We start from the raw sequence: 14,490 nt of genomic DNA, 5'->3' as shown, positions 1-14,490 counted from the left end.
ATGTCGCTCAAGCACATCATCATGTTCGCAGCGGCGCCCTTGGCGCTCGCTGCGACCGCCGCCCCGGCCTCGGCGCAGGGTATCCCGGTTTTCGATTCCACGGGCTACATACAAGCCCTCGCGACCGTTCAGAACACGATCAAGATGATCGAACAGGGCGAGCAGCAAATCTCGACCGCCACCAACACGCTCAACTCGCTGCAAAAGCTGACGAACGTGAACAGCATCGCATCGAGTCTCTTCAATTCTCAGACGCGCAACCTCCTGCCAAACACGACCATCGACGCACAAACGCTGTTAGGCGGCGATCTGACCAAGATCGGCTCGCTGGGCTCGCTCGCCAGCAGCATCCAGTCCCGCTACACGATTTCGTCCTCCGGGTCGGACGCGGACACCGCCTACAACCAGGCGCTCAAGGATGCGACCGGCTCTGCCGCTGCTACGGCCGCCTTCGGCGAGAACACGTTGAACGTGACGCAGCAGCGGATGCAGCTCCTCGATCAGCTCCGCGAGCAACTGTCGAGCGCCAAAGACCCCAAGGACGTGATGGACCTGAACGCCCGTATCTCGGTCGAGCAGGCGCAGCTCCAGAACGACATGCTGAAGTTGCAGGCGATCCAGACGGCTCAGTTTGGACACGCGAACCTTGCGATCGCGACGGCGCAAACCTCGGCTGCCCGCAATGCGGCCTCATTCTACGACGCCAACACTCTCAGGAAGTAACCCATGCGAAAGCTGCTCGTCTTGTGCTTCGCCCTGGCCGCTGCCGGCTGTCAACAACAACCCCCTGCGGTCCCGACAACGGACGAGCTGATAAAGAATCCGCAGCTTCTCGCGGAATGGAAAACGAAATGTGACAGCGGGGAATACAGCAATCTCCCTGCCGATCAGAAGGATAATCTTTGTTTCACGACGCGAGAAGCGCGGCGCTCGATCGCCATGCAAAAGATCAACTCGAAATGATCCAGCCACTTTGAACAAGGTATAAACCGATGGCAGGAAGTTCGCCCAATCTCATGGTCCTTTTCACGACCATGTATGGCTATGTAGAAAGCGCAATTACATCGGCCGTGGCGAGCTTCGGGTCCGGTCTTGTCAGCTTCGTGGCTGCGCCACTCGGCGTCGCCGCGACAATCTACTTCCTGCTTCTGGGTTTCGCGGTTCTTCGCGGCGCAATCCAGGCCCCCTTGCGCGAGCTGGTATTCCAAGCCGGCAAGGTCGGCTTCGCGATAGCAGCAGCCAGCGCCGTCGGCTACTCGGCGCTCGTCGTGAACGTCGCCACGCAGCTCCCGTCCGACATCATTTCGGCGGGATCGGGAACGCCTGTCACTAACCCCGGCACCACTTTCGATACCTACGTCTCCGATACCGGCAAATTGGCGTCGCGGATGGAACAGGCGAACGCGACCATCCAGCAGATGCCTTCACAGGGAATCACCGATTTCCGCACGCCGCTGATCCAGTTGCAGTCCGCGCTTGTGACCTATGGTTGCATCGGCGTCCTCTATGTGTTCGCCTTCCTGTCGGCCGCCGTCGGGTTCTGCATCGTCATCTTCGCGAAGCTGGCTGTGTCGATCTGCGTTGCGCTCGCGCCGCTCGCGCTCGCCTGCCTCTTATTCAACTCCTCGCGCTGGCTCTTTGATGGCTGGCTCAAACAGACCGCGAATTACATCCTCCTGATGGTCGTCATGGCGATCATGACGAAGTTCATCACCGGCCTTCAGGAAGCCTCCATGGACGGCATCATGGGGTCGATCGGCGATGCGTCCAACTTTGTCCAGATGGAGGATACCTACGCGGTCCTCAACACCGACCTGATGATTGTGGCGACCGTCGCGTGCTGCGCGATTTACATCGTCGGCACGATCTTCTTCTTCCAAGCGCCTTCGATCGCTTCGGGCATCGCGGGCGGAGCGTCCTCGGGTGGCCATGGCTTCCTGCAAACCGGCATGAACATGGCGGCCAATCGCCTGATGTTCCGACGCTTGGCCGCGAACACGCCCCGCGCTGGTGGAGCCCCCGCGACTGGCGGCTCCGTCGCTCGATCTGCTTCCGGGGGCGGCTGACCGCTCTCCACTCATGAACCTTGGGAACATCGCGGAAAAGACGGACGGAGATTCTATGAAAAGGCTGACTATCGTGGCGTTAGGTGCCCTCGCACTTAGCGGATGCACCGGGACTCACATCAAGCCCGCTCCGGTATGCGACGGCAAGCATCGCCGCCCCGCCAATCTCTACGGCACGATTCTGCCGACACTCCCTGTCCCGCTGCCCGCATCGCAAGGTGGAGGCGGACAGTCCATGGTGGCTCCACCGGCAGCCTCGCCCGCACCTGATGTCCCCGGCCCGGCGCCGCTGCCGGCGCCGCCAGCATCAGCCCCCGACGCCGGCCAGGAACCCGCCACGCCTCCGAAGCGAGGCGCCATGAACACTCTACCGTCAGCGCCGGGGACGTCCCAGCGGGCCGTTGCGCTGTCCTACCTCCCCTGCTGACGAAGGGATCGACGCCATGGCTACGGTGAAGGCAGAAGATAAGGAAAAATACCTCGAAAGCGCGAGGACGTGGGAATACGACCGAATGCGCGCGGCGATCCAGTCCCGGCGCGTGGCGTGGACCGTCGCGGGAGGGGCATGTGCGCTCGCGGTCGCGTCTGTGGCGGCTGTCGTCATGCTCACACCTCTCAAGACCGTACAGCCCTATGTGATCCGGGTTGATAAGACCTCGGGCGAGGCAGAGATCGTGACGGCCCTCAAGGGGCCTCAGCCCCGCACCTACGACGATGCGGTCAATCGCTATTTCATTTCGCAATATGTGCGGCTGCGCGAGGGCTGGTTGAACGATGCAGCTCGTGAGAACGCCTATACGGTGATGCTAATGAGCGACCAGGCTGAAGGCGGCCGTTATCTCAACGGCGTTCAATCTGGCAACAGCAATGCCCCGTCGAACATCTACGGCGACAAAGGCTTCGTCTCGATCGCAATCCGCACGATCAGCTTCCTGAGCCCGACCGTGGCGCAAGTCCGCTACACGAAGATCATCACGATGGGGCAGAACACGCCGGTCGCGCAGAACTGGAACGCGATCATGACCTTCAAGTTCACCACGGCCCCCGAGCATGAGAAGGATCGCAACCTGAATCCTCTCGGCTTCCAGGTCGTGAATTATCGCTCTGACCCGGAGGCGTGACATGACCGAACAGCCGAAGACCATGGACGGCGCCGATCGCGTCGTGATCCCCTTCCTCCCCGCGCTCCGCAAGAAGCTGGGCGAGCGCCTCTCGCCTCCGGCAAGCAAGCTGGTGGTGACGGATAGCGGCGCCAAAAGCCGTTTCTGGCGTGGTGTCGGGGCGGTGTGGCACCGGCTCGTCGTCTTCTCGGTCGTTGGGGCCGTGGCCGTCACGCTCGCTCCGCATCCGGCTATCGCATCCGAGACGCCCGTTCCTGGCCCAAAGGATGCGCGGGTCCGCAACGTCAACTACGATCCCGATCAGGTCGTGACGATCGTGGGCAGTTTTCGCCATGCGATCGAAATCCAGTTCGGCCCCAATGAAACCGTGACGCAGGCGGCGTTGGGCGACACGATCTCATGGCAAATCGCGCCCGTCGGCAACATCGTGTTCCTCAAGCCGCGCGAGAAGGCTGGCGGAACCAACCTGATCGTCGTCACCAACGTCAACGGCGCGCCGCGCACCTATCATTTCAATCTCACTCTCGGCGCCGGCGAGGCAATGTATGGCATCCGGTTCCATTACCCGCGCGAGGAGCGAGCTATGGCGACGCTTCAGACCCAGCTCGCCGAGGTACAGGCCGCGCGCGCGGTCGAAAACAACATCACCACAGCCGCGCTCGATCATGCCGTGATCGAAGGAACGCGAAACATGAATTACACGGTGCAGGGCGACTCCTCGCTCCAGCCCACCGAGATCTCCGACAATGGCGAGTTCACGGTGCTGCGCTACCCAGGCCACGCCGACATACCTTCAATTTTTGCCGTTGACGTGGACGGGACCGAGACGATCGTTCCCTACGACGTGCGCGAGGATTTTGTCGTGATCCATGCGGTCTATCGGCAGCTTCGGCTCCGTCGCGGCAACGTGGTGCTGTGCATCTACAATGAAGCGCCCCCTCGCAACGATCGCGGCGATCGGACGGGGACCGTCTCCAACATCGTCGAACGTAAAGTGAAGGGGCAGTAAGATGGCCGATAACCTCATTGACCGCGGCGGCGAAGTCGGCGCCGATACCGTCCCCCCCAGCGAGCAGAGCAGCCCCATTGCGCGCAGCGGCGGTTGGGGAAATATCGCTTTCCTCGGCGCCGGCCTCGCACTGATCGGCACCATGGGCGGCATTGCGATCGGCTATGGTGCATTCCACCATTCCGGCTCCGCAAAGCCCGCCGAGCAGCCGGCAAAAGCCAGCGATCGGGCCGTGGCCGATGTGATGGGATCACCGAACGCGCAGCGCGCGCAGCTCGCCGGCCAGCTCGGCCAACCCAATGCCCCGCAAACCGATATGTTCGGCCGCCCGATCGCGGCGACGCCTAACCAGGCTACCGATGCGAACGGGAATCCGGCGCCGGTGTCGGCGAATGGTCAGGAGACGCCAGAGCAGAAGCGAGCCGAACAGGCACGCTCGATGGCGGATGCTGCGCGCCGATCGCCGATCATGGCGTTCGGCAGCACGGGTATCGCATCCGCCGGATCACCGGGGACAAGCCTCGTCTCGGCCGAGCAACCGCAAGGGAATGGCCAGCCTCAAGGCGATGGGCAGGGCCAAGGGCAAGGCCAGCCAGGCGGCCCGCGCAACTTCGGGGCCAGCGGCTTCGGGCAGAATGATGATGCCGGCCCGTCGGGTAAGGGATCGACCGATTTCAGCGATCAGCTCAACCATGCGGCGATCCAGACAGTACGGGCGAGCGTGATCCCCGATCGGAGCCTTCTGTTGAGCGCTGGCACGGTCATACCCTGCACTCTGCAGACGGCCATCAACTCGACGCAGGCGGGCTTCGTGAACTGCGTCATCAATCATGACGTCTATTCGGAAAATGGTCGCATCGTCCTGCTCGACAAAGGGACGAAGGTGCTGGGGCAATATTCGGGCGGCATCACACAGGGGCAGGCTCGCTTGTTCGTCCTATGGACGCGCGCACTCACGCCGCGCGGTGTGGCGATCGACTTGGGATCGCCTGCGGCTGATAGCCTTGGCCGCGCCGGCCTGCCGGGAGGCGTCGATACGCAGTTTTGGGCGCGCTTCGGCATGGGGCTTGTGATCTCGGTGCTGGAAGATGCGTCGAACATCGCCAGTCGCGCCGTCGCCGGCGAAGGCACCTACTCGACACAGGTTCCGGGCAATACTGCACAGACGGTCCTCAACCAAACCATGCAGATCAAGCCGATCCTGAAGAAGAATCAGGGCGATACGGCTGCAATCTTCGTCGCCAAGGATTTCGATTTCCGGTCCGTCTATGACGTGCGACTGAGGCGCTGATTTGTGGCGTCGTCGATATACCAGCACAATGCGGCGCCGATAGAGCGTCACCTAGCCCGCGAGGACGTGACGGAGCTGGTCATCAATGAGCCGGGCCTGATCGGCTTGGAGACGCGCAACGGTTGGGAATGGCATAAGGAGCCGGCATTGGACAATGCGGCCCTCATGACGCTCGCGAAGCTCATCGCAGGTCTGACCAAACAGGATGTCACCGCCGAATATCCGATCGTCTCCTCGGTTCTTCCGGGAGGCGAGCGCGCGCAGGTCGTCGTCCCCCCTGCCGTGGAGCGGGGCTTCGTCTCGATCACGATCCGGAAAGCGTCGGGCGTCTCTATGGACATCGACGATTTCGACCGCGCCGGGCTTTTCAGTGAGGTCCGCGCTCATGGCCTGCATGAAGAGGTCGACTCCGCGCTGATGCGATTTCGCGAGGCCGGCGACTGGAAGGGCTTCTTCCGGCTCGCGGTCGAATCCCGCAAAAATATCCTGATCTCCGGCGCCACGGGTTCCGGCAAGACGAGCTTCTCCAAGGGCCTGATTAGGCTCATTCCCGATTACGAGCGCATCCTGACGATCGAAGACACCCGCGAGCTGGTGGTGCCACAGCGCAACCACGTCCACATGATGTATTCTAAGGACGGAAAGGGCCTTCAAAAAGCTGGCGCAAAGGAATTGCTGGAATCGGCGTTGCGTATGCGACCCGATCGCATCCTGCTCCAAGAGCTACGCGACGGCACCGCCTTCTTCTATCTGCGCAACGTCAATAGCGGCCATCCAGGCTCGATAACCACGGTCCATGCCAATACGGCCGAAGGTGCGCTGGAACAGCTTACGCTGCTGGTCAAGGAATCGGAAGGCGGCAACGATCTCGATCGGCACGACATCCGCGCCCTGTTGCGCTCGCTGGTTGATATCGTCGTGCAGATGCACCGCCTTCCCCCAGGTGACGGGAAGCCGGCGCGCTATCGTATGACGGAAGTGTGGTTCGATCCTGCGGGCAAGCCTCGCGATTAGATTCGAGCGGAGGATCGCATTATGAGCGGCAAAATGGTTCGCAACCAAGGGGCGTCCGAGCCGGCCGCCATCGCGTTCCTCGTCATCATAGGCTTGATGATAAGCGCCGCGATCGGCGCCGTGGTGGTCCTTTGGAAGGCGCATCTCCTCTCGGCGCACACGCCCTGGGCGCGCGTTCCGGGTGCATTATGGTCGATGCGCCACTTGCCGATCGTGTGGAAGCCGTTTCTCGCCGGTTTCTTCATCGCCTTCGCGGTCTGCCTGATCGGTATCGTGTCGTCGCTTTTCACGGGCCAGAAGCTCCACGGCGAAGCCCGCTGGGCGCGGATCGGCGAGGTCCGCAAGGCCAAGCTCTTGGAGGATGCCGGCATTCTCCTCGGCCGCATCAATGGCAAGTTCATGCGCTTTGGGGGAACCGAGCATGTCTTGCTCGAAGCACCCACCCGCGCCGGCAAGGGCGTCGGCGTCGTGATCCCGAACCTTCTCCAATGGCCGGATTCGGTTGTCGTCCTCGATGTGAAGCAAGAGAATTGGGCGGCGACAGCAGGCTTTCGGATGACGAACCTTCGCCAGCAAACACTCTTGTTCAACCCGCTCGATGCCCACGGTCGCACATGCCGCTACAACCCGCTCGCGTACATCAACCGACGCGATCAGGTCGAAGTCGTCAACGAGCTGCAAAAAATCAGCGTCATGCTTTTTCCCCTGCCCCTGCAGGGCGAGACGTTTTGGGCGGAAAGCGCAAGGACGGCGTTTCTCGGTGTCGCGGCCTATGTCGCCGCCACGGTGGATGATGGCGACGATGCGCTCCCCTTCACCATCGGCGAAATCTACCGCCAATTCGCCGCCGGCGATGCACAAAAGCGATTTCCCAAAATCATCTCGCAGCGCGAGCGGGAGGGCAAACCGCTATCAGGGGCGTGCGTGTCGGCGCTGCGGGATTGGATCATGGCCTCGGCCAATACCTTCACGTCAACCCGCCAGTCCGTCACCGCCAAGATCAATCTGTGGCTGAACCCCTATGTCGATGCGGCAACGGCTGTCAGCGATTTCGATCTGCGCGAGTTCCGCGACAAGCGGATCTCGCTCTATCTCGGCGTCTCGCCGGATGATCTGGATCGCGTGGCACCGATCTATGGCCTGCTTTTCCAGCAGCTCATTGACCTCAATGTCCGCGAGCTGCCCTCGGGCAACAAGCACCAGGTTCGCTTGCTGCTCTTGCTCGACGAGTTCTCGCGCCTCGGCCGCGCGTCGGTGATCGCCAATGGCTTCAGCTATGTCGCCGGCTATGGCATTCGCCTCCTCCCCGTCATCCAGAGCGGAGCGCAGCTCGAGAACGTCTATGGGCCGAAAGTCGCCACGGAGATTGAATCCAACTGCGGCGTCCAAATGGTCATGCGCCCCGCGACCAACGATGATGCGAAGGATATTTCCGAACGGCTTGGCACTTATACGTTTCGCGCCAAGTCGCGCTCCTTCGGCATGTGGGGCCGTGGGGGCGGCTCGGTATCGGAATCCGATCAGCGCCGGCCCCTGATGCTTCCTCAAGAGCTGATGCAGCTCCCCGAAAAGGACATGATCGTCCTGCGCCTCGGCATCCCGCCCGTCTATGGCAAGAAAATCCGCTATTATACGGAGAAGGCCATGGTCGCGCTGACCAAGATCCCCGCACCGCAAATGCCGAACATTCGACCCGATCCCACCGCACCGATAAACAGCCTGCGGGTGATCGCCGCGGCCGAGGCGGATGATAATGGCGCCCTTGGCTCGGCCCCGCCTGCTCATGGTCCTGGGCCGCAATCCGGAGGCGGAGGCACGGCCCCGACCCACCATCGCTTGAACCAAGCCGCGATCGCCGCCGCCATGGCCGCGCCTGCCGGGGAACGCACCAGCAAGCTTTTCCAACATATTGTCATGGTAGGCGAGCCAAAGGTCGCTTAGCGTTATGTGATCTTACCCTCGTCGGTGCGGTGACGCGAAGGCGGATCGGCTGCACAAGAGAGGCAGGCGCCTTGAAACCGATGGCAGTTTTTGCCATAATGGTAGTGAGGTGATTTATGGCTTCGATGAACGTCTCCCTTCCGGACCCTATGCGGGATTACGTCCAGCGCCGCATCGACAGCGGGCATTATGCCAGCGTGAGTGATTATGTTCGCGATCTCATTCGGCGCGATCAGGGCGAGACGCAGGATGTCGAACGGTGGCTGCATGATCTTGACGCCTCGATCGAACGCGGCCTTGCCGATGCCGAGGCGGGGCGCACCCACGACCTCGACGACGCCTGCGATGCTATCATCGACAGGATTCGGACACGGGCAAGCGCTCAGCCGCAATGAAAGTCATCCTGACGCCGGATGCGCTGGCCGACCTCGATCACATCGCCGAGCATATCGAAAAGGACAATCCCGCGAGAGCCATCAGCTTTGTTGAGGAATTGCGTGAGGCGGCCCGTCGCCTTGCCGATCTGCCCCAAGGCTATCCTCTGGTGCCTCGCTATGAGCGCTACGGTATCCGTCGCCGTTCCTATCGCCGCTATGGCATCCTCTACCGGCCAGAAGCCCACCGTATCCTGATCCTGCGCTTTCTTGGCCCCGGTCAAGATCATGATCGCGCGCTCCAATTGGTGTGAGCGATCGCTTGCTAGGGATTGATCGGAGCGAAGGCGGGCCAGTCACGACTTTTGAGGCCGGGCTGTGACAGGAAGCTCGGGCCGTCCAGCAACAGCGTCATGCGCGTGTAGCCGATCCTGAGGGATTCGAGCGGCACCGCTCGCAATGTCTCTTCAAGACCGGCATATCGCTCGTCCGAGATCACCACATAGTTTATCCTGCCGGTCGAACATTCGATAAGGGCCTCGACAACCCGGCCCAGATTCATCCCGCTCTTGTCATCAACCGCCATGCCGATCAGGCCGGTCGCGGTGAACAGGTTCGGCGTATCGGATCTTTGGCTGGCTGTTTCGGCCGATCGGCCGCCATCCTCATATTTGGTCTGCTGCCCCAACCATCGCCAGATACCAACTAGGTTCGTCAGCATCAGGAATCCATTGGTGGCAACCAAGGCTGTCTGTCCTGTGGCGTAGCCCAATGTGGTCCAGCAAACCGAGCTGATGCTGAACACCACGAAGCCCCAGCCCGTCACGCGCGCGCCCAGGTTGGAAGCCGTCATCATCGCCGCGATCATCGTCGCGATCGTGGCGATCCAACCGACGAGACTTATCATTGTCCCACCCCTCGCTGCGGCCCGCGTGCGGGCGGCGCAACCGGCAACGCCTTCACGCCGGCTGCGCCGACGCTTCCGTTGTCGGGAGCGAAACAGCCGCCTCGCTCGTCAACAGCCGGAAGGTGAAGCTCTCTTGCAGGTACAGCTCGACCGCCTCGGCGGTGTGGCTGAGATAGCCGATCGACAAATCCTGTCCGAGATCGAGTTCGAAATCGCCGCCCCGCGTTGTCAGGACGACGCCGCCCATGATGCCCGGCGCCCAGATGATATCGCCGTCCACCAGACGATTGATGTGCTGGAGCACCGGATAGCCCTCCTCGCTGCCGCCGCTGATCGCGGTGAACGGATCATCGCCCAGCACCAGTCGATAAGGCCCCTCGACCCCGGCAAGGCGCAACCGATCGACGGCTTGGGCGACGATGGCGGGATATCCGGCGACGGCCGTGGGCAGCGGCACCGGCTCGTTGCTCGCGCCGGGACGGATGCCGCCGATATCGGCAGCGGCATAGCCATCAAAGATCGCGCGATTTTCGGCAAAGGCGATCGTGCGGGCGGCTTCCTTGAGCGGTTGCCAGTCCGAATCCTCGGAGCCGCGCTCCACATCGTCGATCGCCGCGCGGGTCAGCGTGAAGGGCACGCGCAGTTCGACCACGGCGTTGACCGCACGCCGCACGGCTTGGACGCCATCGCTGGGCGCATCGATCGGCTTGGTGTGGCCCGTTCCCACGGCCGCGAGCGTGGCCCCCTTCGGTTCCGGCACGTCCACGACGCGGCGCGCGGCCAGATAGCGCTTGAGAGTTCGGGTCGCTTCTTGGTCGATTTGCGCCCAAGCGGCGTCGGAGATGGGGGCGAGTTCGCGATGGAGGTTATTCATGTCCTGCCTCATCTTTGAGTGATCCAATGCGCAGCGATCCATCCGATGCTGACGAGGGCTCCGGTGCCGGCGCCGTGGATGCGGGCGCCTCGGCTACCGCCTCATCGCCATCGGCCGTGGCTGGCTCCGGCGTTACCTCGTCCAGAAAATCAGCCGACGGCACGAAATAAAGCGAGCCGGTCACGGCCCGGCTAACATCGAGCAAGCGATCGTAATTGCCGGGTGGCAAACCGATGAACATATTGTCGAGCATCCGCTCGATGCGGGTCGGCGAGCGGGCGTAACCGATGAAATAGGTGCCGAACTCGCCCTTACCAACATCGCCGAACGGCATGTTATCGCGCAGGATCTGGAGTTGCTCGCCGTCCTCCTCGATGTTGGTGAGCACGTTATGCGCGAAGCTCGGCTTGGCCGCCTCGTCCAGCTCGATGTCCGACAGCTTCTCGCGCCCTACGATCTTCTCCTGCTGCTCCACGGGAATCGCGTTCCACTTGTCGAGGTCGTGGAGGTATTTCTGGACGATCACATAGCTGCCGCCAGCGAAGACCGGATCGTCCGCCGCCCCGATCACCGTGGCATCTCTGGCTCCCTGCTCGACGGGGTTTTCCGTCCCGTCGACAAATCCCAGCAGGTCGCGATCGTCGAAGTAGCGGAAGCCATGCACCTCGTCCGTCACCGAGGCGAAGCCGGCGAGACGCTTCACGATCTGCGCCGCCATCTCGAAACACAAATCCTGACGCGCGGCGCGAATGTGAAACAGCAGGTCGCCGGGCGTCGAAGGCGCATGATGGACGCCGCGGATTTCCCGGAACGGATGCAGTTCCTTCGGCCGCGGCGCTCCGAATAGCCGGTCCCAAGCATCGGAGCCGATCCCCATGATGCAGGAAAGTCCGCCGTCTGCCGCCCGGAAGCCCACGCCACGAACCAGCGACGACAGGATGGCGCAAAGACCCCGCACCCCCGCTTCCGGCTTCTCCCCGGCGCCCATCGAGACGACCAGAAAGATCGCAGCGCGGGTAAGCCGGGCATCGACGGCCTGGGAACGAGCGGTAACATCTTGAGAGACGGTAGAAGGCACGTTCAACTCCCTGAATGGTCGGGCAGGACCATCGCTATCACATCCCAGCAAGACATGGCCGGTGCTCGATCATCGGGATCGCCACACCCCAATCGACAAGACTCACCATAGTCCCACTCCCCCCTGTCGCCGGCGTCCAAGCGGCTAAAGCGCCGCCTTTAGATAAGGCGCGGTCAGGCTGCCTTGCGCTTCGGCAACATCGTGAGGGACGCCGCTCGCGATGATCCGGCCACCATCTTCGCCAGCGCCAGGCCCCAGATCGATCACCCAATCCACCTGTGAAATAGCTCGCATGTCATGCTCGACGACGACGACCGTATTGCCGACATCGACAAGGCCCTGCAGGTGCCGCATCAGCCGATCAGCGTCGGAAGGGTGAAGCCCCGAAGTCGGCTCGTCGAGGATGTAGATGGTGTTGCCACGCTGGGCGCGTTGCAGCTCGGTCGCGAGCTTGATGCGCTGGGCCTCGCCGCCCGACAGTTCCGTCGCCGGCTGTCCAAGCCTCAGATAGCCGAGGCCAATCTCCCGCAGCACATCGAGCGAGCGCATGACGGACGGTTCGCTCGCGAAGAAGTCGCACGCCTCGTCCACCGTCAGCTCAAGCACCTGGGCGATGTTGCGGCCGTTCCATTCGACTTCGAGCGTCTGCGGATTGTAGCGGCTGCCATGGCAGGTCGAGCAGGGCGCATAGACGCTGGGCAGGAACAACAGCTCCACCATGACGAAGCCCTCACCCTCGCACACCGGGCAGCGGCCCTGTGCGACGTTGAAGGAGAACCTGCCCGGGCTGTAGTGGCGCCGGCGCGCCAGTGGGGTGTTCGCGAAGATCTTGCGCACATGATCGAACAGGCCGCTGTAGGTGGAGAGGTTCGAGCGTGGAGTGCGGCCGATCGGCTTCTGATCGACCCGCACCAGCCTGCGCACATGCTCCATGCCCGCAACGATGCGGCCTTCGGTCTCTTCCCGCGCAACATCGAGCAGCGGATCGGTATCCTCCTCCTCGGCAGCCGGCGTGCCGCCGAGTTGTTCCGTCACAAGCTCCGGAAGTGCCTGGCTGACAAGACTGGACTTGCCCGATCCTGAAACCCCGGTGACGGCGGTGAAGCAGCCAATCGGTAGCGCGACGTCGAGCCCGTGAAGATTGTTGCGGGTCACACCTTCAAGACGGAGCCATGCTTTTGCTTCGCGCGGGGTCCGGTCATGGGCGTCAGGTTCTGCGAACAGATAGCGACGGGTGATCGACGCCTCGACGCCGGCAAGCCCTGCGATCGGGCCGCTGTAGAGCACTTCGCCGCCCTTTTCGCCGGCACCTGGCCCCACATCGACCAGCCATTCGGCATGGCGGATCACGTCAAGATCATGCTCGACAACGAACAGCGAGTTGCCCGCCGCCTTCAGCCGCTCAAGGATGGTCAGCAACGCTTCGCCGTCTGCCGGGTGCAGCCCCGCCGATGGCTCGTCCAGCACATAGACCACGCCGAAAAGCTGTGACGACAATTGAGTGGCAAGGCGCAGGCGTTGCAGCTCGCCGGAGGAAAGCGTCGGCGTGCTGCGGTCGAGCGAGATGTAGCCAAGGCCAAGGTCGATCAGCGGGCCTAGCCGTTCGAGCAGCTCGGATGCGAGACGCTGCGCGGCGACCCGCTTCTCATCGGAAAGATTGGGCGTGCGGCGCACGTCAGGCGCTGCCTTGTGTGCCGAGCCTCCCGCCGCGACCCTACGTTCAACCGCCGCATCGCGGGCCGCCTTGCCGAGAACATGGCCCTTCAGGGTCGTCGAGGCGCTACCATACTCGCCATGGGCGACGGGCGTGAGCAAGTCCCGGAGCTTCAGCACCGTCAGGTCGCCAAACTCGGCGATGTCCAGGCCGGCAAACTTCACCGACAGGGCCTCGCGCTTCAGGCGCTTGCCGTCGCAGGTCGGGCAATCGCGGCCGATGATATATTGCGAGACACGCTTCTTCATCAGCGCGCTTTTGGTGTTGGCGAAGGTCTCCAGCACGTAGCGACGGGCGCCGGTGAAGGTGCCCTGATAGCTCGGCTCCATACGACGCTTGAGGGCAACGCGCGTCTGTTCGGGCGTCAGACCCGCATAGACCGGCACCGTCGGCGTCTCGTCGGTGAAGAGTATCCAGTCACGATCCTTCTTCGGAAGATCGCGCCATGGCGTGTCGACATCATAGCCGAGCGACACAAGGATATCGCGCAGGTTCTGGCCGTGCCACGCCGGCGGCCATGCCGCGATCGCCCGATCGCGAATGGTGAGACTGTCGTCGGGCACCATCGTCTCTTCGGTCGCGTCATAGACGCGCCCGATGCCGTGGCAGGTCGGGCAGGCCCCGGCCACGGTGTTGGGGGAGAAGTCCTCCGCATAGAGCATCGGCTGATTGCGCGGATATTCTCCGACGCGCGAATAGAGCATCCGCACCAGGCTGGAGAGCGTCGTCACGCTGCCAACCGAAGACCGCGCATTGGCCGAGCCGCGCTGCTGCTGCAACGCGACCGCGGGCGGCAACCCGTCGATGGCGTCAACCTCCGGCACGCCGGCCTGATCGATCAGGCGGCGGGCGTAGGGCGCGACCGATTCCAGATAGCGGCGCTGTGCCTCGGCATAGAGGGTGCCGAAGGCGAGGCTCGACTTGCCCGATCCCGATATGCCGGTGAACACCACGAAGGCATCGCGCGGAACGTCCACATCAACATTCTTGAGGTTGTTCTGCCGCGCGCCGCGCACTTGTACGAAGCCGGATCGCGGCGCGCGTTCCTTGCCGGGGGTGGTTTGAGGCTCCTGATCCTTGCTCATTCGGTCACTTTCACCC

At 62.7% G+C, this 14,490-nt stretch carries 14 protein-coding genes; 10 read left to right on the top strand and 4 right to left on the bottom strand.

Features of this window, described 5'->3' with window-relative positions:
- From ASF14_RS09880 to ASF14_RS09835, 10 genes are all read left to right on the top strand, one after another.
- Entirely contained in the window at window positions 1–723 is a 723-nt protein-coding gene (locus ASF14_RS09880) for a type IV secretion system protein (RefSeq protein WP_017980858.1), read from the top strand.
- Between the two features lie 3 nt (window positions 724–726).
- Window positions 727–963, top strand: coding sequence for an EexN family lipoprotein (locus ASF14_RS09875; protein WP_020486680.1), 237 nt, complete (start codon window positions 727–729; stop codon window positions 961–963).
- Window positions 964–1,016: 53 nt separating this feature from the next.
- Window positions 1,017–2,066 carry a type IV secretion system protein gene (locus ASF14_RS09870; RefSeq protein ID WP_017980857.1) on the top strand — a complete coding sequence of 350 codons (1,050 nt, stop codon included), beginning with the start codon at window positions 1,017–1,019 and terminating at the stop codon, window positions 2,064–2,066.
- Between the two features lie 443 nt (window positions 2,067–2,509).
- Window positions 2,510–3,187 carry a virB8 family protein gene (locus tag ASF14_RS09865; protein WP_017980856.1) on the top strand — a complete coding sequence of 226 codons (678 nt, stop codon included), beginning with the start codon at window positions 2,510–2,512 and terminating at the stop codon, window positions 3,185–3,187.
- Between the two features lies 1 nt (window position 3,188).
- Window positions 3,189–4,196 carry a TrbG/VirB9 family P-type conjugative transfer protein gene (locus ASF14_RS09860; protein WP_017980855.1) on the top strand — a complete coding sequence of 336 codons (1,008 nt, stop codon included), beginning with the start codon at window positions 3,189–3,191 and terminating at the stop codon, window positions 4,194–4,196.
- Window position 4,197: 1 nt separating this feature from the next.
- Complete coding sequence (gene virB10, locus ASF14_RS09855; protein WP_017980854.1) at window positions 4,198–5,487, top strand: type IV secretion system protein VirB10; 1,290 nt, start codon at window positions 4,198–4,200, stop codon at window positions 5,485–5,487.
- A 3-nt stretch (window positions 5,488–5,490) separates the two neighbouring features.
- The gene (gene virB11, locus ASF14_RS09850; RefSeq protein ID WP_024310571.1) at window positions 5,491–6,501 is read left to right on the top strand and encodes a P-type DNA transfer ATPase VirB11; all 1,011 of its coding nucleotides are present in this window, start codon (window positions 5,491–5,493) and stop codon (window positions 6,499–6,501) included.
- A gap of 21 nt (window positions 6,502–6,522) precedes the next feature.
- A complete protein-coding gene (locus tag ASF14_RS09845; protein WP_017980852.1) occupies window positions 6,523–8,442 on the top strand; it encodes a type IV secretory system conjugative DNA transfer family protein in 1,920 nt (639 codons plus the stop codon).
- Between the two features lie 116 nt (window positions 8,443–8,558).
- Window positions 8,559–8,837 carry a type II toxin-antitoxin system ParD family antitoxin gene (locus ASF14_RS09840; protein ID WP_021233332.1) on the top strand — a complete coding sequence of 93 codons (279 nt, stop codon included), beginning with the start codon at window positions 8,559–8,561 and terminating at the stop codon, window positions 8,835–8,837.
- Entirely contained in the window at window positions 8,834–9,130 is a 297-nt protein-coding gene (locus ASF14_RS09835; protein WP_021233331.1) for a type II toxin-antitoxin system RelE/ParE family toxin, read from the top strand. Before ASF14_RS09840 ends, ASF14_RS09835 begins: the two co-directional genes overlap by 4 nt.
- 11 nt (window positions 9,131–9,141) lie before the next feature.
- Here ASF14_RS09835 and ASF14_RS09830 read toward each other — a convergent pair whose 3' ends face one another.
- From ASF14_RS09830 to ASF14_RS22495, 4 genes are all read right to left on the bottom strand, one after another.
- Entirely contained in the window at window positions 9,142–9,723 is a 582-nt protein-coding gene (locus tag ASF14_RS09830; RefSeq protein WP_017980849.1) for a PRC-barrel domain-containing protein, read from the bottom strand.
- A 52-nt stretch (window positions 9,724–9,775) separates the two neighbouring features.
- Complete coding sequence (locus tag ASF14_RS09825) at window positions 9,776–10,597, bottom strand: family 1 encapsulin nanocompartment shell protein (RefSeq protein ID WP_017980848.1); 822 nt, start codon at window positions 10,595–10,597, stop codon at window positions 9,776–9,778.
- Entirely contained in the window at window positions 10,590–11,675 is a 1,086-nt protein-coding gene (locus ASF14_RS09820; RefSeq protein ID WP_026151879.1) for a Dyp-type peroxidase, read from the bottom strand. Before ASF14_RS09820 ends, ASF14_RS09825 begins: the two co-directional genes overlap by 8 nt.
- A 144-nt stretch (window positions 11,676–11,819) precedes the next feature.
- The gene (locus ASF14_RS22495; RefSeq protein ID WP_017980846.1) at window positions 11,820–14,474 is read right to left on the bottom strand and encodes an excinuclease ABC subunit UvrA; all 2,655 of its coding nucleotides are present in this window, start codon (window positions 14,472–14,474) and stop codon (window positions 11,820–11,822) included.
- Between the last annotated feature and the right edge of the window lie 16 nt (window positions 14,475–14,490).

This window comes from Sphingomonas sp. Leaf257 (genome assembly GCF_001422185.1).
GTDB lineage: Bacteria > Pseudomonadota > Alphaproteobacteria > Sphingomonadales > Sphingomonadaceae > Sphingomonas > Sphingomonas yabuuchiae.
Note: the sequence above shows the minus strand (reverse complement) of the source record. Positions and strands in the feature narration are given on the sequence as shown.

Excerpts from the sequence above, each read along its gene's own strand:
- ASF14_RS09835 (WP_021233331.1), top strand. The coding sequence starts at position 8,834 with ATGAAAGTCATCCTGACGCCGGATGCGCTGGCCGACCTCGATCACATC.
- ASF14_RS09825 (WP_017980848.1), bottom strand. The coding sequence starts at position 10,597 with ATGAATAACCTCCATCGCGAACTCGCCCCCATCTCCGACGCCGCTTGG.
- virB10 (WP_017980854.1), top strand. The coding sequence starts at position 4,198 with ATGGCCGATAACCTCATTGACCGCGGCGGCGAAGTCGGCGCCGATACC.
- ASF14_RS09860 (WP_017980855.1), top strand. The coding sequence starts at position 3,189 with ATGACCGAACAGCCGAAGACCATGGACGGCGCCGATCGCGTCGTGATC.
- ASF14_RS09830 (WP_017980849.1), bottom strand. The coding sequence starts at position 9,723 with ATGATAAGTCTCGTCGGTTGGATCGCCACGATCGCGACGATGATCGCG.
- ASF14_RS09845 (WP_017980852.1), top strand. The coding sequence starts at position 6,523 with ATGAGCGGCAAAATGGTTCGCAACCAAGGGGCGTCCGAGCCGGCCGCC.
- ASF14_RS22495 (WP_017980846.1), bottom strand. The coding sequence starts at position 14,474 with ATGAGCAAGGATCAGGAGCCTCAAACCACCCCCGGCAAGGAACGCGCG.
- ASF14_RS09865 (WP_017980856.1), top strand. The coding sequence starts at position 2,510 with ATGGCTACGGTGAAGGCAGAAGATAAGGAAAAATACCTCGAAAGCGCG.
- ASF14_RS09840 (WP_021233332.1), top strand. The coding sequence starts at position 8,559 with ATGGCTTCGATGAACGTCTCCCTTCCGGACCCTATGCGGGATTACGTC.
- ASF14_RS09870 (WP_017980857.1), top strand. The coding sequence starts at position 1,017 with ATGGTCCTTTTCACGACCATGTATGGCTATGTAGAAAGCGCAATTACA.
- ASF14_RS09875 (WP_020486680.1), top strand. The coding sequence starts at position 727 with ATGCGAAAGCTGCTCGTCTTGTGCTTCGCCCTGGCCGCTGCCGGCTGT.
- ASF14_RS09880 (WP_017980858.1), top strand. The coding sequence starts at position 1 with ATGTCGCTCAAGCACATCATCATGTTCGCAGCGGCGCCCTTGGCGCTC.